Origin of the sequence: Agrobacterium sp. CGMCC 11546, assembly GCF_013365515.1 — a bacterium.
Taxonomy (GTDB): domain Bacteria; phylum Pseudomonadota; class Alphaproteobacteria; order Rhizobiales; family Rhizobiaceae; genus Agrobacterium; species Agrobacterium fabrum.
The window spans coordinates 431,213-453,927 of the sequence record NZ_CP047387.1 but is presented as its reverse complement, the minus strand read 5'-3'; the positions used below and the strand labels follow the sequence as shown (position 1 = coordinate 453,927).

Below are 22,715 nucleotides of genomic sequence, written 5' to 3'. Positions count from 1 at the left end.
GCAATAAAATTGCAGGAGAATGCAATCTTTGACCACAAATGCGAAAGGCTTCGGCCTAGAGAAGAGGGACACGCTTCAGGGGATCTCAAATGCCATTCTTCACAACCATCAGGCAGAAAACGCGGGAAACGCTCGGAATTTACTGGGTACTCGTGCGGATTACCGTTCCGATCGCCATATTGACCGAAATTCTATCGAGAATGGGGGCAATCGAGGCGGTTGCGCCGGCCTTTGCGCCCGTCATGAACCTCATCGGACTTCCCCCGGAACTCGGTCTTGCCTGGCTGACGGCGATGCTTGTCGGCATATGGGGCGCGGTGCCGCTCATCTTCACGCTTGTTCCAGCATCGTCATTGAGCGCCGCGGATATCACCGTTTTTTCGGCGCTGATCCTCTTTGCCCATGGCCTGCCTATCGAGCAGAAGATCATTGAAAAGGCAGGACCGGGCGTGCTCGTTTCCACGATGCTGCGCATCGGCGGCGGGCTGCTTTATGCGTTTCTGCTGCACCAGCTTCTGGAGGCGACTGGATGGTTGTCTGCACCGGTGAACCCTGCCTGGATTGCGATGAGCGCCACACCTGAATGGACCGGCTATTTCCTCGGTCTCGGGGAAACTATGGTCTGGATGTTTGTCATCCTCCTTGCCCTGTCGTTCGGACTTGAAATTCTTCGCGTCACCGGTCTGCTGGCGCTGATGATGAAGGCGCTTTCACCGCTCCTGCGTCTTGCTGGCATTCGCGGCGAAGCGGAACATCTCACCGCCATCGGTCTGTTCCTGGGGATTTCCTATGGTGCGGGTTTCCTGATCCGCGAAGCGCAGTCGAGGACGATCTCACCACGCCAGGTGTTTCTATCCTGCGTGTTCATGGGCTTTGCCCATAGCGTGATCGAGGACACGCTGGTGGTGATATCGCTGGGCGCCGATGTCTATGGCGTTCTCATCGGGCGGCTTGTTCTCGCCGTTGCGGCGACCGCCGCCATCGCCGCCCTGCTGCACCGACTGTCCGATGAGCAGTTTTTTGCCCGGATGTTCCGAGTGCAGGGAACATGTATCTCAAGTGATGATGCAAAAACGGGGCCCTGCGGCCCCGTTTTCCGTTATTCAATCTGAAAACGGTCTCAGAATTCCGTCCAGTCCTGATCCTTGGCAGCCGGTGCTTCGGCAGCGCCGCCGAAGGCGCGGGCGAGGCTCTGGCCAAGCGCGCGGGCGGGAGAAGCGACCGGCCGTGCGGCTGCGGAAGCCGACTTGACCGGGGCCTTGCGAACCGGTGCGGCGGGCGCGGGCTGGAAGGCGGGCTTGGCGGAAGACTGGCGCGGCGCGGAATATCCACCGGCACCGGCGACGGCGGCGCGCGTGCCGCCCATCCGGAACTGGCCAAGCAGGCTGTTCAGCGCTTCCGCTTCGCGGGCCAGAGAATGGCTGGCGGCGGTCTGCTGTTCCACCATGGCGGCATTCTGCTGCGTGCCCTGATCCATCGTGTTCACGGCCGTGTTGATTTCCTGCAGGCCGGTTGCCTGTTCGCGGGCGGCAACGACGATGGCGCTGACATGGGCGTTGATCTCTTCGACTTCCGACACGATGAGTTCCAGAGCCTTGCCGGTCTCATCGACCAGATTGACACCGTTTTCCACCTGCTGGCTGGACGCGCCGATCAGCGTCTTGATTTCCTTGGCAGCATTGGCGGAGCGCTGGGCGAGTTCGCGCACTTCCTGTGCGACAACAGCAAAACCCTTGCCGGCATCACCGGCGCGGGCCGCTTCCACACCGGCATTCAGCGCCAAGAGGTTGGTCTGGAAGGCGATATCGTCGATGACGCCGATGATATTGCCGATTTCGCCCGAGGATTTCTCGATCTCGCGCATGGCGGCAACCGCCTTGCGGACCACAACACCCGACTTCTCCGCACCGGCGCGGGCGCGCTGGACCAGATTGCCGGCATCTTCCGCACCCCTGGCGCTATCACGCACCGTGGTGGTGACTTCTTCCAGAGCCGCAGCGGTTTCCTCGATGGACGCCGCCTGCTGTTCGGTGCGGCGCGACAGGTCGTCGGCAGCAGAGAGCATTTCCGAAGCGCCGGCATTGATGGCGGCGGCGTTTTCACCCACCGTGCGCAGCGCCTGCTGCAGCTTTTCGACCGCGCTGTTGAAATTCACGCGAACCGGATCGATGGCAGGCACAAAGGGCGTTTCGATGCGATAAGAAAGATCGCCGTCGGCGAGAGCGGCAAGGCCCTTGCCAAGCTCGGCGCTGGCGAAGGCGCTGGCGGCTTCGTCGCGCGCCTTTTCTTCCTCGTTGCGGCGGCGTTCGGCGTCCGTTGCGGAGCGCATGCGATCAGTCTCGCCGGCAAGGCGGGATTTTTCGAGACCGGCTTCCTTGAAGACCAGAACGGCCTTCGCCATCTTGCCGACTTCGTCGCCACGATCCGTGGCGGGAACTTCCGTCGTCAGGTCGCCATCGGCAAGCCGGCTCATGGCCGCCGTCATGCCGACGATCGGCGTGACGATGGAGCGCGACAGCGCCCAGATCAGGAGAACGGCGAGAAGGCCGGCGACGGCACCGCCGCCCAGCAGCGCGTATTCCAGATTGCGGGCGGCAGCCTGCTGTTCAGCAGCGTAGACGGTGGACAGGCCGTTCAGCTGTTCCTTGATCTTGGCGGCGGCAGCGCGGAAGCCATCAAGCTGACCTTTCGCCTGGTTGCGGCCGATCTCAATGATTTCAGAAATCGGCGCTTCCGTCGTCTTGCGGGCGGCGATCTGCGGCTCCGCCAGTTCCTTGAAGAACACGGTGGCGGATTTTTCCATATCGTCGATGGACTTCAGGATATCAGGCTGGCCGGCGGCCAGGGCGCGGGCGTCGCTGAGCTTCTTCAGCATCAGCTCGCGCTGTGCGAAGACATCATTATAGGTGCTGTCGCTGCGGAACAGCAGGAAACCGCGCTGGTTGACGGCCTGTTCCAGCATGGCGGCCGTCGCACCATCCACAGCCTGGATGATGTCCTTGGTGCGGTTGTTTTCAACCGTGACACGCTCGCTCCCCCGGGTCTGCCAGAACACAACCGCAGACGCGAGCAGACACACGCCCATCAAGGCACAGAAGGTGGCTATGAGCTTCAGGTTAATGGGGAGATTTTTCAGCGACATCGCAAACTCTCTCGGCGACCCGATGCCACGGAGCAAACGTCTGCGCTGCAACGGCCGCAATTTCTGGAAAATGGGGGAGACGCCGTCATGGCAGGTTCCGACCGGCCACACGGGCCTTGCGGACAAAGTGCATTACAAGACTTTATATTGGATTAATCTCATATGTCGTTTTCATGATACCCGCGGCATATTTCTTATGCCGCCCGGAGGGCTTGTGGGGCGGTTCCAGCGATAAATCGCTTGCATCTGCGGGGTTTGGCGGTCATTGACACGGGATCATGTCCAAAACATCTGAAAATGAACGGCTAGACCAGCTTCTTGTGTCGCTTGGCCACTTTGCCAGCCGCTCGCGTGCGCGCGACGCGGTTTCGCGCGGCACCGTGAGCGTGAACGGCAAAATCGTCACCAAACCGAGCCAGACCGTTGCTGCGAACGTCAAGATCGCCATCACCGATCCGGCGCAGGCTTACGTCTCGCGCGCCGCCCTGAAGCTCACAGCCGCGCTCGATCATTTCAAGCTCGATCCGAGGGGCCTCGACTGTCTCGACGTCGGCGCCTCGACCGGCGGCTTCACCGAGGTTCTTTTGCATCGCGGCGCGAAACATGTCGTCGCCATCGATGTCGGCCACGGGCAGATCCATCCAAGGATCGAGAACGATCCGCGCGTCACCAGCCTGGAAGGGCTGAATGCGCGCTTCCTCACCACTGATGACATCGATGAACGACCCATCGGCTTCATCGTTTCCGATGTGTCCTTCATTTCGCTGAAGCTTGCGCTTGCCCCGGCGCTCGAGCTTGCGGAACCGGGTGCTCTGGCGGTTCTGCTCGTCAAGCCGCAATTCGAGGCGGGGCGTGATGCCATCAGCAAGGCAGGCCTTCTGAAGGAGCCGGAAACGGCGCCCGCCGTGGCGGCCGAGCTGGAACGCTGGCTGACCGAGGACATGGGCTGGAAAAGCCTCGGCCTCATTCCCTCGCCAATTTCCGGCGGTGACGGCAATGTCGAATTTCTTCTCGGAGGCGAAAAGCCATGAGCACACAGACCGTCACCATCAAGAGCCTTGGCGCGCAGGGCGATGGCATCGCACACTGTCCCGACGGCCCGGTCTATGTGCCTTTCGCGCTACCCGGCGAAACGGTCGCGATTGCCAAGGTCAAGGATCAGGGCACGGTCATGTCTATAACGGAAGCTTCGGCTGACCGCCGTGACCCCGTCTGTCGCCACTTCGGTCCCGAAGGCATCAACGGCACCTGCGGCGGCTGTTCGTTGCAGCATCTGGCTGATCAACCCTACCACGCCTTCAAGCGGGAACTGGTGGTTTCGGCACTGAGATCAAAGGGCCTGACCCCGCCAGTGGACGATCTCGTCATCTGTCGCCCCGGCGAGCGCCGCCGTGCGGTGTTTGCCGCCCGCAAGACGGAAAAGGGTCTGCTGCTAGGCTTCAGCCAGGCGAACAGCCATCACATCGTCGCCATCGAGGAATGTCCCGTCACCTCGCCGGGCATTGTCTCACGGTTCGATGCCATCCGCGCCATCGGGCTTTCCATGGTGGCGAATGCCGAGCCGTTCCGCATCACCGTTCTCGAAACGCTCTCCGGTCTCGATATTTCCGTCGAGGGCATCAAGTCGGTCAATGACAAGCAGCGGCGCACGCTCACGGAAACGGTGCTGGCCATGCGCGGCATTGCCCGTGTTTCGCTGTCGGGTGAAATCCTGATCGAACCGCAAAAGCCGATCATCGAATTCGGCGGCATTCCGGTTTCGCCGCCCGCCGGCGGTTTCACGCAGGCAACGAAGCAGGCCGAAGACGCCATGGCGGAGCTGGTGCTTGCCCATGTCGGCAAATCCAAACGCATTGCCGATCTGTTCTGCGGCTCCGGCACCTTTGCGCTCAGGCTCGCGCGCATCGGCAGGGTGCATGCGGTGGAGGCCGAAGACAAAGCGCTGAAGGCACTCGATTTCGCCGCCCGCAACACCCAGGGCCTGAAACCGGTGAGCGTCGAAAAGCGCGATCTCTTCCGCCGGCCGCTGATGACAAGCGAACTCAAGAATTACGATGCCGTCGTGTTCGATCCGCCGCGCGCCGGTGCGGAAGTCCAGTGCAAGGAACTTGCCCGCAGCACGGTGAAGAAGATCGTTGCGGTGAGCTGCAATCCGCTGACACTCGCACGCGATCTCGCCATCCTCACGGAAGGCGGCTATCGCGTCACCCGCGTCACCCCGGTCGACCAGTTTCTGTGGTCGCCGCATGTGGAAGCAGTGGCGGTACTGGAGAAATAAGCAGTCCGGACGCTGGGTCGTTCACGCGAAGCTGACGCAACGGTTCATAGGCCCGCAAGCCCAAAGCCCCTCATTCCTGTGCTTGTCACGGGAATCCGGTCGACGCGTGTCTGCGCGGCGAGAGGAACTCTTTTCAGCCCAAGGACTTGGGCTGGCTGGATTCCTGTGACAAGCACAGGAATGAGGGCGGGGGATGACGCCTGAAAGTTCTTACCAGGCCGTATCGACCGTTCCGCTGCCGACCACACCCGAGCAGCGGCAGGAGCCGCCGACTCGCCCGCGCTCCAGCGGGCAGACATAGGGACGACGGCGATTGGCGCTGTCCGGCGGGGTGATGACGCAGATAAATTGGGCGCGGCGCTGGCGGTCGCGATTATTGCGGGAATAAAAGTTCGGGCTGTCCTCGTCCGAAGACTGCGCCAGAATGACGTCGTTACCCGTAGCCGGCAAGGGCGTGATCGCTGCTGCCTGTGTTACAGTCGTGACGGAGATGAGGACGAACAGGGCAAAACCGAATTGACGCATGCGGGTGGCCTTCCAAAGGGTGGACGGTGCATGATTTAACACAGCGCATATTGCCCGGCACTTAACCGCAACTATTTCCTGCTGGAACGCTTAACGGCGCATGAAGGCTTCGAAGGCAGCGCGGGCTTCCGCACTCTGCAGCTGCGCGATGAAGTGGCGGCCTTCCTCTTCGATGCGGGCAAGTATGTCCTGCGGGTTACCGCGAACCAGATCACGGGCGATCTTCAGCGCCTGCTGCGGTTTGGCGGCAAGGCGGGTGGCGAGCGCCAGCGTTTCGGTTTCGACATGTTCAGACGCGACAACCTTCCAGATCAGCCCGGCCTGCATCGCCTGTTCAGCGGAAAAACCCTCGCCCATGGCAAGCAGCGCAAAGGCGCGCTGATGACCAATGAGTTTTGGCACAAGCAGGCTGGAGGCCGCTTCCGGCACCAGTGCCAGATCCACGAAGGGCGTCTTGAACAGGCTGCGGCTGGAGGCGACCGTCAGGTCACAATGCAGGTTCAGCGTCGTGCCGATGCCGATGGCGAGCCCGTCCACGCCGGAAACCAATGGTTTTTCGAAGGCGACCAGCGCTTTCAGAAATTCGAGTGCCGCAAGCTTGCCCTTGCCGCCCGACATGGCGAAGGCGAGGAAATCGGCCATGTCATTACCGGCGGAAAAGCAGCCTTCCGTGCCGAGAAATGCGACCACCCGAATTTCGGTATTCGCATTGGCGGCATGCAGGGCTTCGGCCATGCGCAGATACATGGCATCGGTGATGGCGTTTTTCTTCTCCGGCCGGTTGAAGCGGATGGTCAGAACCTCAGGTGCATGACCAACCGGCTCAACAAGAATATGATCGTCCGACATCTGCAACTCCTCAAGCCAACAGGGTGCGGGCGGCGGCAAGGCTTGCCGCCCCTGATATAACGCGATCCTTCAGCGCCGCCGTTTCCGCCAGCAGGTTTTCCGCGGCGAAGCGGCAAAGTGCTGCGCGATGCCCACCCCTGCCATCATCGACGGAGACCAACGCGCCCTTGGCGAGATAGGAACCGGTGAGCGCCAGACCGAAGAGCCGCTGATAGGCCGTGGCACCGGCAAGCGCTGTTTCGGTTTCGCCCGCCTTGATGCGGGAGAGCAGCCAGTCGGTCGTCGTTTCCAGATCGTCGAGGCTGGCTTCGAGATAACGGGCGGTTTCGCCGAGATCGTCGCGGTTCGAGGCGGCCGTCCGGGCGGCAATCTCACGCAGTTCGGCGATGAAACCGCGCACCTGCGCACCCTCGGAGAGCGGCAGCTTGCGCAGCACCAGATCGATGGCCTGAATGCCGTTGGTACCCTCGTAGATCGGGGCGATGCGGGCATCGCGCAGATAACGCGCAGCACCCGTCTCCTCGATGAAGCCCATGCCGCCATGCACCTGAATGCCCATGGAGGCGACATCGACACCGGCATCGGTGGAGAAGGATTTGGCAATCGGCGTCAGAAGCGCGGCGCGCTCCTGCCAGTGAGCGCGCTGGGAGGCGTCTTCGGTCGCATGCGCCATGTCGATGGCATGGGCGCAGCTGAAGGAAATCGCCCGCGATCCTTGCGTCAGCGCCTTCATGGTCAGAAGCGTTCTGGCGATGTCGGGATGTTCGATGATCGGGCTCATGCCGGAACCCTGCCAGCCGGGCGCCTTGCCCTGCGTGCGCTCTTTCGCGTATTCGATCGCCTTCTGGGTCGCCGCTTCGCAGATCGCCACGCCCTGCATGCCGACCGCAAGGCGGGCGTTGTTCATCATGGTGAACATGCAGGCAAGGCCCTTGTTTTCCTCGCCGATCAGCCAGCCAAGAGCGCCCTTTACATCACCAAATCTGCCGTCGCCGAAGATCATCGTGCAGGTGGGTGAGCCGTGAATGCCGAGCTTGTGCTCCAGCGAATGGCAGAACAGGTCGTTGCGGCTGCCCGGCGCGCCGTTTTCATCGGGCAGGAATTTCGGCACCAGGAACAGCGAGATGCCGCGCGTACCGGCTGGCGCATCCGGCAGACGGGCGAGAACGAGGTGGATGATATTATCCGCCGCGTCGTGTTCGCCCCAGGTGATGAAAATCTTCTGGCCGAAGATGCGGTAGGTGCCGTCACCATTACGCTCCGCTCGGGTCTTTAAGACACCGAGGTCCGATCCCGCATGCGGTTCGGTGAGGTTCATGGTGCCGGTCCATTCGCCGGATACGAGTTTCGGCAGATAGGTTCGCTTCAGATCATTGCTGCCATGGGTAACGATGGCTTCCACCGCGCCCATGGTGAGCGTCGGCGCCAGCGCAAAGGCCATGGAGCCGGAATTCCACATTTCGAGTGCCGCGACATTCAACATGTGCGGCAGGTTCTGGCCGCCGAATTCTTCGGGCGCCGTCAGGCTGTTCCAGCCCGCTTCCGCCCAGCGGCGGTAAAGATCGGCCCAGCCATCCGGCGTCGTGACCTTGCCGTCTGCGAGCTTCGCGCCCTGACGGTCGCCAATATCGGCGAGCGGGGCGACCTCTCCGGTGGCGAAACGGCCGGCTTCCTCAAGAATGGCATCGACGAGATCTTCGCTCAGGTCTCCCAGCACACCCTTTGAGAGCGCGTCTTCAAGACCCGCCACATGCTTGAGTGTAAAGGCGATATCATCCACCGGCGCGCTATACATGCTGCCTCCTCCCGAAGCTCTTGCATCTTGCTACTGCCCTCGGGCTAAATGATTTTTACGTAAACGTCAATTTGAAAATTCCCACGATTTCGACAGGTTTGTTATAAAACTGTCATGTGAATTTGCTCAGCATGCGCAGACATGCGCCTCGCCGCTGCCGCTCCCACACCGGAACGACGGACGCCTCCCCTCCTCCCATCCCGCCGGTCAGGACTGCCACGATGGATCTCATAACGCCCACCATTCCCGGCCTTGTCTGGGCCTATCATTTTCATCCGGGCACAGCCCCGTGCCGCCGGCTGGCGCCCGATGCTGGTTTCGAGGACATGGCAGGATATGAGGGGTTCTACTGGCTGCATCTCAATCTCGCCGACCAGCGGGTTGCCGGCTTCCTCGAAACAATCGTCGGCCTCGATCCGGCGGCGCGGGCAAGCCTCACCACCCATGAGACGCATCCTTCCATCGTGGTCGATGAAAAATCGCTCTACGGCACGCTGGTCGATTTCCAGCGGGAATTCGACAAGGAAACGCGCGATTTCGGCTGGCTGCATTTTGCGGTGGGCGACCGCTTCATCATCACCACCCGCCTGCAGCCGCTGCATTCGGTGGACCGGCTGAAGGCGGCAGTCGACAAGAATTCCAACCGCTACCTCACGCCATCGCATGTCTTCGAAGGTCTCGTTGCTGAATTCCAGCGCTCGCTCATCAATCTGGTGATGGAGACGACGGAAGAACTCAATGCCATCGAGGATATGGTTTATGACAGCGAAAACCGCGACGAGCGGCGCCGCCTTGCACCGCTACGCCGCACTGTCGTGCGCCTGCACCGGCACTTGCGCACCGTACTCACCCTGATGCGGCGTGCATCGGCCGCCGATGACGACGAGATGCCTGACGGTTTCGAGGATGTCGCTTCGCGGCTGATGGGACGGCTCGAGGCTGTCGATCACGACGTCTATGCGCTGCAGGAGCGTGCAAGGCTGCTGCATGAAGAAATCGATTCCAAACTCTCGTCCGAAACCAACCGGCACCTTTATATCCTGTCGCTGATGACGGCATTCCTGCTGCCGCCATCGCTGGTGACCGGTTTCTTCGGCATGAATACGGATGAGTTGCCGTTCACCGTCGGCACTGGCGGCACCATGGCAGCCAGCATCTTCATCGTGATTTCGGTAGCGCTTGCCTGGTTCGTCCTGAAGCGCGCGCGAATATTGTGACAGCAAAAAGCCGTCCGGTGGTGACCGGACGGCTCTGTCGATCTCAGCCTGTTATGTCTATCAGCCGTATGGCGAATAGCACTGCTGGCGCGGGCCGTTATAAGGTTGGAACGTGTTGCTATAGGCATCGTAGGAACGATAGCGGCCATAGCACCAGTTCACATGCGCCTGGCTCATGCCCCCACGGCGGACTGGGCGGTATTCGCGATACACGGGACGCGGACGATATTCCGGAACCGGGCGATAGACTTCACGCGGCTGCGAGAGAGCGCCACCGATGATCGCACCCGTCGCAAAGGCTGCGAGCGGGAACCAGTAACCGTCATGGTGACGGTAACCCGGGCGATAATCGCGATAGCCGCGATGGCCGCCATACCAGCCGCGACGGTCGCCCCAGCCGTCACGACCACCGCGGTCGCGCCAGTATTGGACATTCACGACATTGTTGCTGGCATCATTGCCTGCGGTCTCAACACTCTTCGGCGCGGTCGGCAATGGCATTGCGGCTTCTGCCGGAACAATCGCTCCCGCAACCACGATCGCAGAAAGACCGACAGCCATGATATTCTTGATATAGCTTTTCATCTGACTTCCTCCATTCACGACGGTCAACAGGCCGTTCTCCGTGAATAATAACACTTTTTTCTTCTCATTCGGCCAGTTTTTCAGTCTGGCTGGACATTCCAGGTTGCAGGCTAGGCGTTTTCGCCTGAACCCAGCATTAACAATCCCATCACGCTTCGTTTACCCGATCTGGCAGCTGGAAAACAAAAGCCCGGATCGAAATCCGGGCTTTCAAAAATACTGTTATCGGCTGTAAGGCGAAACGCAGATGCGACGCGGACCGCTGTTCGGCTGATAGGTGTTGTCATAGGCGCGATACGACCGCCAGCGGTTCTGACACCAGGAAACATGGCTGCCGCCATAGGCCGGACGCGGCTGCTGCATGGCACCGCCGATGATGGCGCCGGTGGCAAAAGCGGCAAGCGGGAACCAGTAACCGTTGTGATAACGGTAACCCGCGCGACGGTCACGATAGCCGCGGTGACCATTGTAAAAGCCGTCGCGATGCGGGGGCGGACGACGCATGTGACGACCGTCCCAATTGCGGCGGCGATCCCACTCGCGGTACTGTACAGGCACGACGTTTTCGGTCGCTACCGCCGGCTTGGTGATCGGCACCGGCACCTGAAACGCCTGAGATGGCGTGAAGCTAGTGAAGAACACGATAATCGCTGTAGCGACGCTCGTTGTCCGGAAATTCAGCATGATCTTCCTCCATTTGCTCTGACGCCTTTAACAGCGCCTTTCACCGTGCTCTTGTCGGAGGTCAGGGCCAGCCCCTCGCCCGAAAAGAATTCGATGACGTGCAAACGAGTTTGCTAAAATTTAGTTCCAGACAACTATCCGGCGAAGGAAAATTAGGAGGTGGCGCCGTTGGGCGTCACGCCTCCACCTTGATGTCGGTCAATGGCCGTGAGCAGCAGGCAAGAATATAGCCTTCCTCGATTTCCTCATCGAGAATGCCGCCATTGTGGTTCATCTCCACCTCGCCGGAAAGCTTCAGCACCCGGCAGGTGCCGCAGATACCGGATTCGCAGGCGGCGCCGATGCGGACGCCGGCGGCACGCGCCGTCATCAGAACCGTCTGGCCTGGCTGGCAGGGCAGCTCTTTTCCAGAAAGCGTGAACCCCACCATGGACAACGCTTCGCCGTCGGCACCGGTGAGAACTGTTTCACCCACGCTGACCGGAGCGGCCGGCGCAAAGCTTTCCTGATGATAGCGGCTCATATCGAAGCCGGATGCGTCGAGCATGGAGCGGACGGCGGCCATGAACGGCTCCGGACCGCAACAGAAGACGGTGCGGTCCATGAAATCATGCGCGAGCAGCGCGATCTTGGCCTTGTCGACCATGCCCCTCAGTCCGGACCAGAGATCGGTACGACCACATTTCTCGACAATGAAGCCGAGCGACAGGTTAGGCATGAAACGGGCGAGATATTCCAGCTCGTGACGAAAGACGATATCGCCGGGGGTGCGTGAACAGTTGATGAAGGTGATGTCGCTCTGCGGCGCGCGGTCGCTCATGTCGCGCACCATCGACATCATCGGCGTGACGCCGGAGCCTGCCGAGATGAACAAATATTTGTCGCCGGGATGTTTGACGTAGGAGAAGTCGCCGAGCGGTCCGAGCGCCCGGATTTTCATGCCGGGCTTCAGATTATCGAACATCCAGCGCGTGCCGATGCTGGTGGCCTGCGCCTTGACCGTGACCGACAGCGCATAGGGCCGCGACGGGCTGGAGGACAATGTGTAGGTGCGGTAAATCGGCTCCGAACCCACGGGCAATTCCAGCGTGACGAACTGGCCCGGCAGATAACGGAACCAGTTCTGGTCCTCGGAGCGGAACAGGAACGTCATCACGTCCGATGTCTCGGGCGTCACTGAAATGCATTCCAGCAGCTGGAGCTTGTCGCTCCACGGCTTCATCTCGTCTATGTGCTTGTAGGTCACAACCATATTCATCTTCGCATCACGCTACGGCCGAGAGCCGGGCCTTGTCGCCGGAGAGGCGATCGACCATGAAATCGGAATACCAGTTGACGAACTGCATCACGCCACCTTCGTCTTCCATGGAATAGGGACCGGGCTGATAGGCCGGCGAGCGAATGCCGAAGGCATTTTCCTCGACGATGCGACGGTCCTGGTCGTTGGTCTCGTTCCAGACGTGGGTGAGGTCTTCGAGATCGTAATCCACGCCTTCGACGGCATCCTTGTGCACCAGCCATTTGGTGGTGACCATGGTCTCGTTGGCGTTGAGCGGCAGCACCCGGAAGGAAATAGTGTGGTCGCCGAGGAAATGGTTCCAGGTCGTCGGGTAGTGGAACAGAAGCAGCGCGCCGATATGGCTGATGCTGACATCTTCCGACAGCGGCCGGCGCACGGCGCGTTTGCCCGACATGGTGTAGCTTTCCGCCTCGCCGATCAGCGGCATGCGGGCAACACGGAACTGGCCCTTCGGATCGATCTTGAAGCGGCTCGGCAGGCCGGCCGCCTCGCAGCGCGCCCAGTGACCGCCGATCTCGGGATCGCTCGCGCCGCCATCCGTTCCCGTCACGCTCGGGTTTTCGGGATAGGTGCGGCAGAGTTCGGGGTGGTTGGCGGCGCAATGGTAGCACTCGCGGTTGTTTTCCCAGACGAGCTTCCAGTTGCCCTTTTCGATGATGGTGCTTTCATGCGCTACCTTGGCTTCCCAGATGCGGTGCGGGGCCATGTAGCTTTCGACCTCGGCGCGCATCGGCGCGAAATCGGCGGGCTGGTCGGCAAGGCAGATGAAGACGTAACCGGCAACGGTCTCGCAGGCGACCGGCTTCAGGCCGAATTCCGCCTTGTCGAATTCCTCGCCCATATGGCGTGCGAACAGCAACTTGCCATCCAGATCATAGGTCCACTGGTGATAGGGACAGACGAGACGGGCGGCCTGGCCCTTCTGCGCGCTGCAGACGCGCGAACCGCGATGGCGGCAGGAATTTTGCAGGGCGCGGATCTGCCCGTCGCGTCCGCGAACGATGACGACCGAGTATGCACCGACCTGAACGGTCATGTAGTTGCCGGACTTGGGCACCTCGCAATCATGGCCGACGAACAGCCAGTCGCGATACCAGATCGTCTCCATATCCAGCTTGAAATAATCCGGGTCCGTGTAGAACGGCTGCTCCAGGCTGAAGCCTTCGCGGCGGTTTTTTAGCTGGCGCAATACGGTGTCACGCAATTCCATGGCCAAATCCTCGATCAAACCGCCCGCCCGGCACCATTTGCGGGGTTGCGGAAGCATGTCCTCATCTAAACACCGGCGGTCATTTGCGGCAGCACAAACAGCGACATCGGCTTCCGCATTGGCGACAAATTGCGACATGCGCAATTCGCCCTCGCTGCCCATTCCGCTGGGAAATCCAACGGCTATTCAGCGCCGGACGTGACGTCGCAATATGACGCATGATAGCGCTTGCCCTCCTCTCCACCCATTAAAAAACGGGAGGTGCGGCGCAACGGAGTTTTAACGTGCCCTAAACTATATTGAAGGAACGACAGCAACGGAGGCGCTCCTGGTGGAGAAGGCGACACGCATACGCTATTTCGATGCGGCAAGGCACTCGGTCACGCCGATACGATCGAAGACTGCGCATTCCGACTTCCTGCGCACGGGCCGTATCAGCCGTTATGAAGAGCGCTGGCTGCCCAGGGAACGTGTCTATTACAGCCATGACGATGTGGCTGCGCTGACCGGGCGGAAGCTGGAAGCCGCCGCCGATGCCACCCACAGCCGCCTCAACACCTTTCACCAGTCCATCCGTTTCCCGAAGATGGTTTTTCACCATCTGCTCAATGACCGACCGCATCTTGGCTATTGCCATGTCACGGCGGCGAGAACCAGCTTCGATGCCGAGCGCCATGTGATGTGGTCGTTTTATTTCGCGAATTTCTTCGCCGAGCTGAGCGGGGCCGAAAACTTCTTCGAAAATATCGATGCGCGTTACTCGCGCATGTATTTCGCCGTCGCCATCAATGCGCTTCCCGATCGGGAGGTCGCCATCGACACCTCCTTCCATCGCAGCGGCCTGCTGTTCCAGACGCACGATCCGCGCGTGGCGCTGAAAAACGTGCTCTTGCTCGGCGCGCGCTCGGCGGAGATGCGCAAGATCATCAGGGCGATATAAAGCGCGATAGCACTTTCCATCCCGGCCTGAAATACGCTATTGACCGCCCTGAAAGGCAGCATCATGGCGCGTCATATCAACATCGAAACCGAGCGGGAAACAGCCCTGCAGGCATCCGTGGCCGAGCTTGCGGACGGCAGGCCCATCGCGCTGCCGACGGAAACCGTCTATGGCCTTGCCGCCGACGCCACCAATCCTGCCGCCATCACCCGTATTTACGAGACCAAGGGCCGGCCGCAATTCAACCCGCTGATCTGCCACATGGCCGATATCGCCATGGCCGAGCGTTACGCGGTTTTCGACCCGATATCGCGGAAACTCGCAGAGGCCTTCTGGCCCGGCCCACTGACATTGGTTCTGCCGCTGAAACCTGAAAGCGACATTCATTCGCTGGCGACGGCCGGGCTCGATACCGTCGGCATTCGCGTGCCACAGGGTTTTGCCAGCGATCTTATCCGCCGGTTCGGCAAACCGCTCGCCGCCCCCAGCGCCAATAGTTCCGGCAAGATCAGCCCGACAAGTGCGGCTCATGTGGAGGCCGACCTCGGGCAGAAGATCAATCTCATTCTCGATGGCGGTGCCGCCGCCGTGGGTGTCGAATCCACCATCGTCAAGGTGGAGCAGGATGGCCGGGTGCGGCTGCTTCGCCCCGGCGGCATCGTCACCGAGGAAATCGAGCGCCTAGCCGGCGTCAGGCTCGAACGACCGAAAAAAGCCTCCGCCGCCATCGAGGCGCCGGGAATGCTGGCCTCGCATTATGCGCCGGGTGCGACTGTCCGCCTCGACGCCACGTCGGTTCTGCCTGATGAAGCGCTGATCCGATTCGGCGGCATCGCCATATCAGGCGAAGAGACCGCGCGCACCATTCTCGACCTCAGCCCTTCCGGCGATCTCGCCGAGGCCGCCGCCAACCTTTTCGATTACCTGAAAGCTGCCGATGCGAGCGGTGCGGACACCATCGCCATCACCGCAATTCCCACCCATGGTCTTGGAGAGGCGATCAACGACCGCCTTTCCCGCGCCGCCGCGCCGCGAGGCTGACGGCACTCAACCCTTTCGCCCATGTTTCAAAAGACAGCGAGACGCCGCCCATGACGACCATGACCGCCATCCCCTCCTCCGATATCCTTGACCGCTTCACCGCCATCGTTGGCGAAAAAAATGCGGTGCGCGACCCGGCGGAAATGGCACCGCGCCTGGTGGAAAATCGCGGACTTTATCGCGGCGCTTCCCCCCTGCTCCTCAAGCCCGATTCCGTCGAGGAGGTTGCCGCCATCCTGAAGCTCGCCAGCGAGACCGGCACGCCCATCGTGCCGCAAACCGGCAATACCGGCCTTGTGGGCGGCCAGACGCCGCGCGCTGACGGCACCGATATCATCCTGTCGCTGGAGCGCATGAACCGCATCCGCGACATCGATCCCGTTGCCAATATCATCGTCGCCGATGCCGGCTGCATTCTTGACGACATTCACAAGGCCGCCAGCTCCGTGGAGCGCATGTTCCCGCTATCGCTCGGTTCTCAAGGCTCCTGCCGCATCGGCGGCAATCTCGCCACCAATGCAGGCGGCACGGCGGTGCTTGCCTATGGCAATATGCGCCAGCTGTGCCTCGGGCTCGAAGTGGTGTTGCCAACCGGCGAAATCTGGAATGGGCTGCGCCGGCTGAAAAAGGACAATACGGGTTACGATCTGCGCGATCTCTTCATCGGCTCCGAGGGCACGCTCGGTGTCATCACCGGCGCGGTGCTGAAGCTTTTCCCCAAGCCGCTCGGCCATCAGGTCGCTTTTGCCGGTCTTGCCTCCACCGAGGATGCCCTGAAACTGTTCGAAATGGCCTCCAACCTCTGCGGCACGGCGCTGACCGGCTTTGAACTCATGCCACGAATCGGCGTCGAGTTCACCGCCAGACATATTCCCGGCGTGCGCGACCCTCTGGGGCAGCCGCATGACTGGTACGCGCTCATCGATATCTCCACCTCCGATTCGGCCGAGACGGCGGACACGATGATGCAATCGCTGCTGGAGCGCGGTTTTGAGGCCGGGCTGGTCGAGGATGCGGTGATCGCCTCATCGGAAGCGCAGCGTCAGGCGCTGTGGCACATGCGTGAAAGCATGTCGGACGCGCAGAAGCCGGAGGGCGGATCGATCAAGCACGACGTTTCCGTTCCGGTGTCGAAAATACCGGAATTCATGACTACTGCGGAAAAGGCCGTGCTCGCCGCCATTCCCGGCGCCCGCATCTGCGCCTTCGGCCATCTCGGCGACGGCAACATCCACTACAATATCTCCCAGCCAGTCGGTGCCGACAAAGCCGAATTCCTCGGCCGCTGGCGGGACATGAACGAGATCGTGCACGGTATCGTGCTGTCGCTCGGCGGCTCGATTTCGGCCGAACATGGTATCGGCCAGCTGAAGCGCGACGAACTGGCCGCCATCCGGCCCGGCATCGAAATGGAGCTGATGCATCGCATCAAGCACGCCTTCGACCCTGCGGGTATCATGAACCCCGGCAAGGTTTTGGTGGGGTAAGATTGCCGGCCTCAGGCCGGCGTTCGCAAAGCCCAGGCCGGCACCATTTCCGCATTCAAGCGGCGCGGCTTTTGCCCGCCAACCAGCTCCTTAAGGCTCATGCCCGATTTTGCGATTGCAAGGGCCTGTGTCTTTGGCAGGAGGTATCCGTGTTCCAGCGGCGGTGCGCGGCGCAACACACGACTGAAGACATTCCGCCGGTGATAACGCGACGGCGAAAAACGTGCGGGATCAGGGCAGATCGCAACATATTCGAGGATTTCGTCGATCCAGCCCGCCTGCGGGCGCGCACCGGGCTCGATCAACAACAGCCAGCCGCCACGCGCGGATTGCAGGATTTCCTGAATGTCCCATTGCCCATAAAAGCGGCAACCGGCAGCATCGGCCACGCGCGACGATCCATCGCGCGAACCGTGATCGAGGATCACCACATCGCTCACAAGCCCTTCCACGGCACCGGTCACAAGCGCGGACAGCGTGTGCGCCAGTTCCGGTTCCTGATCCCGGCATTCCATTAAGACTGTCAACATAGGCATAGCTCTAACGCATCGCACAATAAATTGCCACTGGCCTCTTTGCGATGGAGAATAGCCCGATCCGTGCGGCACATTGCACCGGCGTCGAGAACCATCCGGCTTCCGCCATTTGCGCTTCGGGCCGTGTGGCCGGTCGTATTTTTACAATTTTGTTCTTGTATTGTTCTCGTTCCTGATGTAGGAATTTAATCATTCGGACGGCGAGGAAACGCCGCTCCGGATGGAAACGGTTTAGGGCGTTGAGCGTGCCTTGATGGCGTGCAGCGCTCTGGGAGCATCCAGATGAGAAACCATACGCTTGACGGGCAGGCCGCCTTTCAGCCGAGCCATATGCCTGATATTGCCAATGCGCTTGCCGATGCATCCGGCCTGCGCATCGAGATCGACCGTCGTCGCGGGCGGGGCGCCGGGTTGAACCCGGACGGGCGCTTCGAGGCCTTGCAGCGCGAGGTTTTCGACGATGGCTGGCAGACGCTTGAGGATATGCCGGAATTCCGCACCGAGGTGCAGGTCGAAAAGCCGCGCAGCATTATAACTCACAACGAATCTCCAGATATCCCGTTCGACCGTTCCATCAATCCCTATCGCGGTTGCGAACATGGCTGCATCTATTGTTTCGCAAGGCCTAGCCACAGCTATATGGGGCTTTCGGCCGGGCTCGATTTCGAGTCGAAGCTTTTCGCCAAGCCGGATGCGGCAAAGCTGCTGGAACGGGAATTGGCGAAACCGGGCTACAAGCCGCGGGTGATCGCCATCGGCACCAATACCGACCCTTATCAGCCGATCGAGCGCGAATGGCGCATCATGCGGCAGATACTGGAAGTGCTGGCCAAGGCCGATCACCCCGTCGCCATCGTCACCAAATCGGCGCTGATCAGGCGCGATATCGACATTCTGGCGCCGATGGCCAAAAAGGGCCTCGCCAAGGTCGGCATTTCCGTAACCACGCTGGACCGCAAGCTCGCGCGCAACATGGAACCGCGCGCTGCCACGCCGGAGAAACGGCTGGAGGCGGTAAAGGCTTTGACGGAGGCTGGAATTCCCGTGGCCGTGATGATGGCGCCCGTCATTCCGGCCCTCAACGATCATGAGATCGAACGTATTCTCGAGGCCGGCAAGGCAGCGGGGGCGACCGAGGCTTCTTATGTGCTGCTGCGCTTGCCGCTGGAGGTGAGCCCGCTGTTTCGCGACTGGCTGTTGCGCAACTATCCGGACCGTTATCGCCATGTCATGTCGCTGGTGCGCTCCATGCGTGACGGCAAGGATTACGACGCGGAATTCGGCAAGCGCATGAAGGGCGCCGGTCCCTATGCCTGGCAGATCGGCCGGCGTTTCGAGATGGCGACGAAAAGGCTTGGCCTTATCCGCCGTGGCATTCATCTGCGCGACGATCTCTTCGTGCCGCCGGGGGGTGCCGGGGTGCAATTGTCACTGCTTTGAAACCGGCGCTGAAAGCGTCGCTGTTGATTACGGCTATCTTACCGACGTGCCGATATCAGGAAGAATATTATTTGGAGCGCCGGTCCTTCGTTTAACCGGCCATGCTCCTGACGAAATGCCCGGTGGGTTTTCCCTGGCCTGCCGGACATTGCCCCCGGAACCCGCCGCCTCGCGTGCGATCGTTTTTCCTCCGCCGCCCCGCTGGAGGATCAAAGGTCATGACGACCTAAGGGGCACGGTGAGCCACGCCCCTCGACCCCGGCTCACCGCGCCTGTCATCGCCCGCTTCCGGGGGCTTGCAGGAGATCGGGTGTGTATGCGAGTTTCGCCGCATGAAACGCACCGCCACACCCGATTCTCCTGCTCTTTTCGACCTTGTCGATACCGGCCCGGACTTCGCCTTCGAACTGGAAGCCAAAAAGAAGGGCCTCTGGCCCGTGGCCGGCACGGATGAGGCAGGCCGGGGGCCACTTGCCGGCCCGGTGGTTGCGGCGGCCGTCATTCTCGATCCGGATAATATTCCCAAAGGCATGGACGATTCCAAGAAGCTGACCAGGCAGAAACGGGAAAGCCTTTTTGTGCAGATCATGGAAACCTCGATCGTGTCGGTCGCCTCCTCCGGCCCCGGCCTGATCGACAGCATGAATATCCTGCGTGCCAGCCTCGACGCCATGCGCCGCGCCGTGCTCGGCCTCGAAATCCCCCCCGCCCTCGTGCTGGCCGACGGCCGTGACAGGCCACCGGGCATCCCCTGCGAAGCCAAGGCCGTCATTAAGGGCGATTCCCGCTCCCTCTCCATCGCCGCCGCCTCGATCATCGCCAAGGTTACCCGCGACCGGATGATGGAACGCGCCGGCGTGGTGCACGCCTCCTACGGCTTCGAAGGGCATGTCGGTTACGGCACGCCGGCCCATCTGCGCGCCATCGAAAGCCATGGGCCTTGCGCGCTCCACCGGATGAGCTTTCGGCCGTTGAAGAGGGACTGATGGCGGAGTAGTGGGAAGCAACCAAGATTTTCGTTGTTGACCCGAAGCGATCAAATCAGTGGTGGTTGAGGTTTCATCATGGTAGGTGACTACTCATCGCCACGATCCGTTTTTCATAGGATATTCCTAATGAAGTGCCTGCGTATCTACGCCTCACCCGATGGTGAGTCTCACTTCGATGAAATCGAATTGCCAACAACAAAGGTATCGGTCCATCCCGACGCCGTTCCATTTGACGTAACAGCCAGTTATCCCGCCTCTCGCGTCCGCATCACTCACATCCCAGCAGGGATGAGAGAAGTTGCATGGCATGGGGTACCGGAGCCAGTACTTACAGTTCGGCTTGACGGTTCGGTTGTGTACGAAACCAGCGACGGCGAGGTCCGCCATGTTTCCGCTGGTAGTTTCGTGCTGGTCGCACACACGCACGGCAAAGGCCATCTTTCGCGACATTCTCCAGAAGCACAGACCGTCATCTGGGTTTCATTGCCAAAAGGTTTTGAACTTCCTCCGCAATACTGATTGCCTTTAGCGCAAAGCGTAAGCGTAATCGGACTTCCGCATCGAGAACACCAAAATCCGAAGGGCGCCAGTCACGGCCCCGCCCGGATTTCGTAACCCGACCCAGCCGGTCCTCGAGGGATGCCTGTTGAAGCGAGTGTGGAAAATCTTGTACTTGCAGAACTCTTGTGAGGCGACATTTTATAAATCACACCAGAACAGGTGTCTCTTTGGCGAAATATCAGAAGAGCCTATCGGAGTTTCCGGAATTGCTGAAGCTCGACCATATCACAGTAGTAGCCCCGACGCTTCCCGAAGGGGTGGCCCATGTCCAAAACTGCCTTGGTATCACCGTGCCGTTCGGTACCCGCCATGACTATATGGGCACACATAATCACCGGCTTCATCTAGGAGCTTCCGTCTATCTGGAAATCGTCGCCCGCGACCCGGGTGGGATGAAACCGAGTAGGCCGCGCTGGTTCGGTCTCGATGATCCGGGAAAAATTGAATCGGACTGGAATGCCGGCCGGCGTCTGAGAGGTTGGGTTGCCAACACTGCAGCAATCGATGCCGTTGTAGCCGCCCATCGGGCGGTCATCGGCGGTCGGGTGGCTCTGCCACCCGAAGATCCTACGTTCGACTTCGCAATACCCGCCGACGGTTCGCTGCCGCTGGACGGTGTGGCTCCCTCCGTCATCGATCATCGCGGCAACTCGAGCTATATCGATTTCATTCCCGATCTCGGAGCCCGGCTTCACGCTTTCATCCTCGAACACCCAGATCCGGCCGGGGTCGAAGCGCTTTACCGCGATCTCGGTGTAGAACATCCTCCAAGGATTATCGAAGCGCCATCCATGCGTTACCGGGCGCTTATCGAAACGCCTGCTGGATTGAGAGAGCTGACCTGATATCACGCCCGGTGATTTGTTGAGATGGTTTAGCCTGCATTTCCTCGGCTGAAATCCGCTTTGCCAACTCAAACAAAAAAACCCCTCGCAGCTCTCGCCGGAGGGGTTTCTAATCAGCCCGAGATAAATCTCAGTTCAGCTTCGACTTCACTTCGCCGATCGTGGCGGTGAAAAGCTTGGCCTTTGCGGCAGACGTGGTCTTTTCCGCCAGCAGCTTCTCGGAAGCGGCGATGGCAATGTCGACGGCGGCGGCGCGGACGGCGCCGATGGCGTCTTCTTCGGCCTGCTTGATCTTCTGTTCCGAAAGAGCCGTGCGGCGGGCGACGAATTCTTCCGTCTTCTGCTTGGCTTCTTCGGTGAGCGCTGCGGCTTCGCGTTCGGCGGCGGCAACAATGCCTGCGGCTTCCGCTTCAGCTTCCTTGCGCTTACGCTGATATTCGGCCAGCAGGTGCTGGGCCTCTTCGCGCAGACGCTTGGCTTCGGCCAACTCGTCCTGAATGTTCTGTGCGCGCTCGTCCAGAGACTTGGAGAGCATGCCCGGAACCTTGAGATAGGCGATCAGGACAAAGAAAAGGACGAGACCGACGAGAGCGAAAAATGATGCATCAAATGCCATGTCAGGCTCCCTTCACGGCAGAAGCGGCGGCAATGGCGGCCTTGACGTCGGTATCCTTGACCTTGGCGCCAACCAGCTGGTCGACGATTGCGGTCGCGGTTTCCTCGGCGATTGCGCCAACATCCGCGAATGCCTGATCCCTGATACCCGCAATGCGCTTTTCGGCGGCGGCGAGCTTCTCAGCAAGACCGGCTTCGATTGCGGCGCGGTCGGCATCGGCCTTCGCCTTGGCGGCGTCACGTGCCGAGGCGCCGATCGAGCTTGCCTTGGCGCGGGCTGCCGCGAGTTCTTTTTCATAGGTTTCGACGGCTGTGTCGGCTTCGGCTTTCAGCCGCGCCGCTTCGTCGAGATCCTGTGCGATGCGTCCGTGACGGTTTTCGAGAATGCCGCCGACGCGCGGAACGATGACCTTCTGCATGAGCAGGTAGAAAAGGCCGAACGTGATCGCGAGCCACAGGACCTGCGATGCATAAGTAGACTGGTCGAACGGCGGGAAAACGCCGGAAGCACCGTGTTCGGCGCCATGCGCTACACCGGTTTCCGTGTGCGTGGCTTCCGGTTGCGGCTGGCCGACGGCCGGAGTTTCCGTATGCGTTTCACCTACGGTCGGTGCTGACTGGGCATAAGCCTCGGTCACGAACATGCTCACCTCCAGGGGGACTGCAAATGCGAAGG

The 22,715-nt window shown here is 60.7% G+C and carries 22 protein-coding genes; 11 read left to right on the top strand and 11 right to left on the bottom strand.

The features are described 5' to 3' along the window. Positions 1–89 precede the first annotated feature (89 nt). Complete coding sequence (locus tag GSF67_RS02270; protein ID WP_006309790.1) at positions 90–1,112, top strand: nucleoside recognition domain-containing protein; 1,023 nt, start codon at positions 90–92, stop codon at positions 1,110–1,112. An 8-nt stretch (positions 1,113–1,120) separates the two neighbouring features. On the opposite strand, the gene GSF67_RS02265 is transcribed toward GSF67_RS02270, so the two are convergent. Then, complete coding sequence (locus tag GSF67_RS02265) at positions 1,121–3,142, bottom strand: methyl-accepting chemotaxis protein (protein WP_006309789.1); 2,022 nt, start codon at positions 3,140–3,142, stop codon at positions 1,121–1,123. A gap of 278 nt (positions 3,143–3,420) precedes the next feature. Here GSF67_RS02265 and GSF67_RS02260 point away from each other — a divergent pair, with 278 nt between their 5' ends. Together GSF67_RS02260 and GSF67_RS02255 are read left to right on the top strand one after the other, a co-directional pair. Beyond that, the gene (locus tag GSF67_RS02260; RefSeq protein WP_006309788.1) at positions 3,421–4,173 is read left to right on the top strand and encodes a TlyA family RNA methyltransferase; all 753 of its coding nucleotides are present in this window, start codon (positions 3,421–3,423) and stop codon (positions 4,171–4,173) included. After that, positions 4,170–5,420 carry a class I SAM-dependent RNA methyltransferase gene (locus GSF67_RS02255; RefSeq protein WP_006309787.1) on the top strand — a complete coding sequence of 417 codons (1,251 nt, stop codon included), beginning with the start codon at positions 4,170–4,172 and terminating at the stop codon, positions 5,418–5,420. The genes GSF67_RS02260 and GSF67_RS02255 overlap by 4 nt, the downstream gene beginning before the upstream one ends. A 210-nt stretch (positions 5,421–5,630) precedes the next feature. On the opposite strand, the gene GSF67_RS02250 is transcribed toward GSF67_RS02255, so the two are convergent. The 3 genes from GSF67_RS02250 to GSF67_RS02240 form a co-directional block, all read right to left on the bottom strand. Continuing rightward, entirely contained in the window at positions 5,631–5,945 is a 315-nt protein-coding gene (locus GSF67_RS02250; protein WP_006309786.1) for a hypothetical protein, read from the bottom strand. A 90-nt stretch (positions 5,946–6,035) separates the two neighbouring features. Further along, on the bottom strand, positions 6,036–6,794 hold the full coding sequence (locus GSF67_RS02245) for a crotonase/enoyl-CoA hydratase family protein (RefSeq protein WP_006309785.1): 759 nt from the start codon (positions 6,792–6,794) through the stop codon (positions 6,036–6,038). Positions 6,795–6,804: 10 nt separating this feature from the next. Further along, on the bottom strand, positions 6,805–8,589 hold the full coding sequence (locus GSF67_RS02240) for an acyl-CoA dehydrogenase (RefSeq protein WP_006309784.1): 1,785 nt from the start codon (positions 8,587–8,589) through the stop codon (positions 6,805–6,807). 221 nt (positions 8,590–8,810) lie between these two features. Here GSF67_RS02240 and GSF67_RS02235 point away from each other — a divergent pair, with 221 nt between their 5' ends. Then, the gene (locus tag GSF67_RS02235; RefSeq protein WP_006309783.1) at positions 8,811–9,806 is read left to right on the top strand and encodes a transporter; all 996 of its coding nucleotides are present in this window, start codon (positions 8,811–8,813) and stop codon (positions 9,804–9,806) included. 60 nt (positions 9,807–9,866) lie between these two features. Here the strand turns inward: GSF67_RS02235 and GSF67_RS02230 are convergent, their stop codons facing one another. From GSF67_RS02230 to GSF67_RS02215, 4 genes are all read right to left on the bottom strand, one after another. Further along, a complete protein-coding gene (locus GSF67_RS02230) occupies positions 9,867–10,391 on the bottom strand; it encodes a BA14K family protein (protein WP_006309782.1) in 525 nt (174 codons plus the stop codon). A 222-nt stretch (positions 10,392–10,613) separates the two neighbouring features. Then, on the bottom strand, positions 10,614–11,075 hold the full coding sequence (locus GSF67_RS02225; RefSeq protein ID WP_006309781.1) for a BA14K family protein: 462 nt from the start codon (positions 11,073–11,075) through the stop codon (positions 10,614–10,616). 175 nt (positions 11,076–11,250) lie between these two features. Next, a complete protein-coding gene (locus tag GSF67_RS02220) occupies positions 11,251–12,333 on the bottom strand; it encodes a hybrid-cluster NAD(P)-dependent oxidoreductase (protein ID WP_035214467.1) in 1,083 nt (360 codons plus the stop codon). A gap of 7 nt (positions 12,334–12,340) precedes the next feature. Beyond that, positions 12,341–13,585, bottom strand: a complete 1,245-nt coding sequence (locus GSF67_RS02215; protein WP_010971101.1) for an aromatic ring-hydroxylating dioxygenase subunit alpha — start codon at positions 13,583–13,585, stop codon at positions 12,341–12,343. A 331-nt stretch (positions 13,586–13,916) separates the two neighbouring features. Here GSF67_RS02215 and GSF67_RS02210 point away from each other — a divergent pair, with 331 nt between their 5' ends. From GSF67_RS02210 to GSF67_RS02200, 3 genes are all read left to right on the top strand, one after another. Further along, positions 13,917–14,525: a DUF6656 family protein gene (locus GSF67_RS02210; protein WP_006309778.1), complete on the top strand. Its 609-nt coding sequence runs from the start codon at positions 13,917–13,919 to the stop codon at positions 14,523–14,525. Positions 14,526–14,588: 63 nt separating this feature from the next. Continuing rightward, positions 14,589–15,566 (top strand): L-threonylcarbamoyladenylate synthase, encoded by a 978-nt coding sequence (locus GSF67_RS02205; RefSeq protein WP_035214489.1) that lies wholly within the window; start codon positions 14,589–14,591, stop codon positions 15,564–15,566. 50 nt (positions 15,567–15,616) lie between these two features. Next, complete coding sequence (locus GSF67_RS02200; protein ID WP_006309776.1) at positions 15,617–17,053, top strand: FAD-binding oxidoreductase; 1,437 nt, start codon at positions 15,617–15,619, stop codon at positions 17,051–17,053. A gap of 11 nt (positions 17,054–17,064) precedes the next feature. Here the strand turns inward: GSF67_RS02200 and GSF67_RS02195 are convergent, their stop codons facing one another. Further along, on the bottom strand, positions 17,065–17,583 hold the full coding sequence (locus GSF67_RS02195; protein WP_035214466.1) for a glycosyl transferase: 519 nt from the start codon (positions 17,581–17,583) through the stop codon (positions 17,065–17,067). Positions 17,584–17,871: 288 nt separating this feature from the next. Here GSF67_RS02195 and GSF67_RS02190 point away from each other — a divergent pair, with 288 nt between their 5' ends. The 4 genes from GSF67_RS02190 to GSF67_RS02175 all read left to right on the top strand — a co-directional run bounded on the left by GSF67_RS02190 (position 17,872) and on the right by GSF67_RS02175 (position 21,424). Beyond that, the gene (locus tag GSF67_RS02190) at positions 17,872–19,029 is read left to right on the top strand and encodes a PA0069 family radical SAM protein (protein ID WP_006309774.1); all 1,158 of its coding nucleotides are present in this window, start codon (positions 17,872–17,874) and stop codon (positions 19,027–19,029) included. A gap of 332 nt (positions 19,030–19,361) precedes the next feature. Then, positions 19,362–20,015, top strand: a complete 654-nt coding sequence (locus GSF67_RS02185; protein WP_006309773.1) for a ribonuclease HII — start codon at positions 19,362–19,364, stop codon at positions 20,013–20,015. Between the two features lie 129 nt (positions 20,016–20,144). Then, the gene (locus GSF67_RS02180) at positions 20,145–20,537 is read left to right on the top strand and encodes a hypothetical protein (protein ID WP_083815588.1); all 393 of its coding nucleotides are present in this window, start codon (positions 20,145–20,147) and stop codon (positions 20,535–20,537) included. Between the two features lie 209 nt (positions 20,538–20,746). Beyond that, entirely contained in the window at positions 20,747–21,424 is a 678-nt protein-coding gene (locus GSF67_RS02175) for a VOC family protein (protein WP_006309770.1), read from the top strand. A 130-nt stretch (positions 21,425–21,554) separates the two neighbouring features. Here the strand turns inward: GSF67_RS02175 and GSF67_RS02170 are convergent, their stop codons facing one another. Together GSF67_RS02170 and GSF67_RS02165 are read right to left on the bottom strand one after the other, a co-directional pair. Then, positions 21,555–22,040, bottom strand: coding sequence for a F0F1 ATP synthase subunit B (locus tag GSF67_RS02170; protein WP_006309769.1), 486 nt, complete (start codon positions 22,038–22,040; stop codon positions 21,555–21,557). Position 22,041: 1 nt separating this feature from the next. Continuing rightward, a complete protein-coding gene (locus GSF67_RS02165; protein WP_006309768.1) occupies positions 22,042–22,683 on the bottom strand; it encodes a F0F1 ATP synthase subunit B in 642 nt (213 codons plus the stop codon). Between the last annotated feature and the right edge of the window lie 32 nt (positions 22,684–22,715).

Excerpts from the sequence above, each read along its gene's own strand:
- GSF67_RS02270 (WP_006309790.1), top strand. The coding sequence starts at position 90 with ATGCCATTCTTCACAACCATCAGGCAGAAAACGCGGGAAACGCTCGGA.
- GSF67_RS02265 (WP_006309789.1), bottom strand. The coding sequence starts at position 3,142 with ATGTCGCTGAAAAATCTCCCCATTAACCTGAAGCTCATAGCCACCTTC.
- GSF67_RS02260 (WP_006309788.1), top strand. The coding sequence starts at position 3,421 with ATGTCCAAAACATCTGAAAATGAACGGCTAGACCAGCTTCTTGTGTCG.
- GSF67_RS02255 (WP_006309787.1), top strand. The coding sequence starts at position 4,170 with ATGAGCACACAGACCGTCACCATCAAGAGCCTTGGCGCGCAGGGCGAT.
- GSF67_RS02250 (WP_006309786.1), bottom strand. The coding sequence starts at position 5,945 with ATGCGTCAATTCGGTTTTGCCCTGTTCGTCCTCATCTCCGTCACGACT.
- GSF67_RS02245 (WP_006309785.1), bottom strand. The coding sequence starts at position 6,794 with ATGTCGGACGATCATATTCTTGTTGAGCCGGTTGGTCATGCACCTGAG.
- GSF67_RS02240 (WP_006309784.1), bottom strand. The coding sequence starts at position 8,589 with ATGTATAGCGCGCCGGTGGATGATATCGCCTTTACACTCAAGCATGTG.
- GSF67_RS02235 (WP_006309783.1), top strand. The coding sequence starts at position 8,811 with ATGGATCTCATAACGCCCACCATTCCCGGCCTTGTCTGGGCCTATCAT.
- GSF67_RS02230 (WP_006309782.1), bottom strand. The coding sequence starts at position 10,391 with ATGAAAAGCTATATCAAGAATATCATGGCTGTCGGTCTTTCTGCGATC.
- GSF67_RS02225 (WP_006309781.1), bottom strand. The coding sequence starts at position 11,075 with ATGCTGAATTTCCGGACAACGAGCGTCGCTACAGCGATTATCGTGTTC.
- GSF67_RS02220 (WP_035214467.1), bottom strand. The coding sequence starts at position 12,333 with ATGAATATGGTTGTGACCTACAAGCACATAGACGAGATGAAGCCGTGG.
- GSF67_RS02215 (WP_010971101.1), bottom strand. The coding sequence starts at position 13,585 with ATGGAATTGCGTGACACCGTATTGCGCCAGCTAAAAAACCGCCGCGAA.
- GSF67_RS02205 (WP_035214489.1), top strand. The coding sequence starts at position 14,589 with ATGGCGCGTCATATCAACATCGAAACCGAGCGGGAAACAGCCCTGCAG.
- GSF67_RS02200 (WP_006309776.1), top strand. The coding sequence starts at position 15,617 with ATGACGACCATGACCGCCATCCCCTCCTCCGATATCCTTGACCGCTTC.
- GSF67_RS02195 (WP_035214466.1), bottom strand. The coding sequence starts at position 17,583 with ATGTTGACAGTCTTAATGGAATGCCGGGATCAGGAACCGGAACTGGCG.
- GSF67_RS02190 (WP_006309774.1), top strand. The coding sequence starts at position 17,872 with ATGAGAAACCATACGCTTGACGGGCAGGCCGCCTTTCAGCCGAGCCAT.
- GSF67_RS02185 (WP_006309773.1), top strand. The coding sequence starts at position 19,362 with ATGAAACGCACCGCCACACCCGATTCTCCTGCTCTTTTCGACCTTGTC.
- GSF67_RS02180 (WP_083815588.1), top strand. The coding sequence starts at position 20,145 with ATGAAGTGCCTGCGTATCTACGCCTCACCCGATGGTGAGTCTCACTTC.
- GSF67_RS02170 (WP_006309769.1), bottom strand. The coding sequence starts at position 22,040 with ATGGCATTTGATGCATCATTTTTCGCTCTCGTCGGTCTCGTCCTTTTC.
- GSF67_RS02165 (WP_006309768.1), bottom strand. The coding sequence starts at position 22,683 with ATGTTCGTGACCGAGGCTTATGCCCAGTCAGCACCGACCGTAGGTGAA.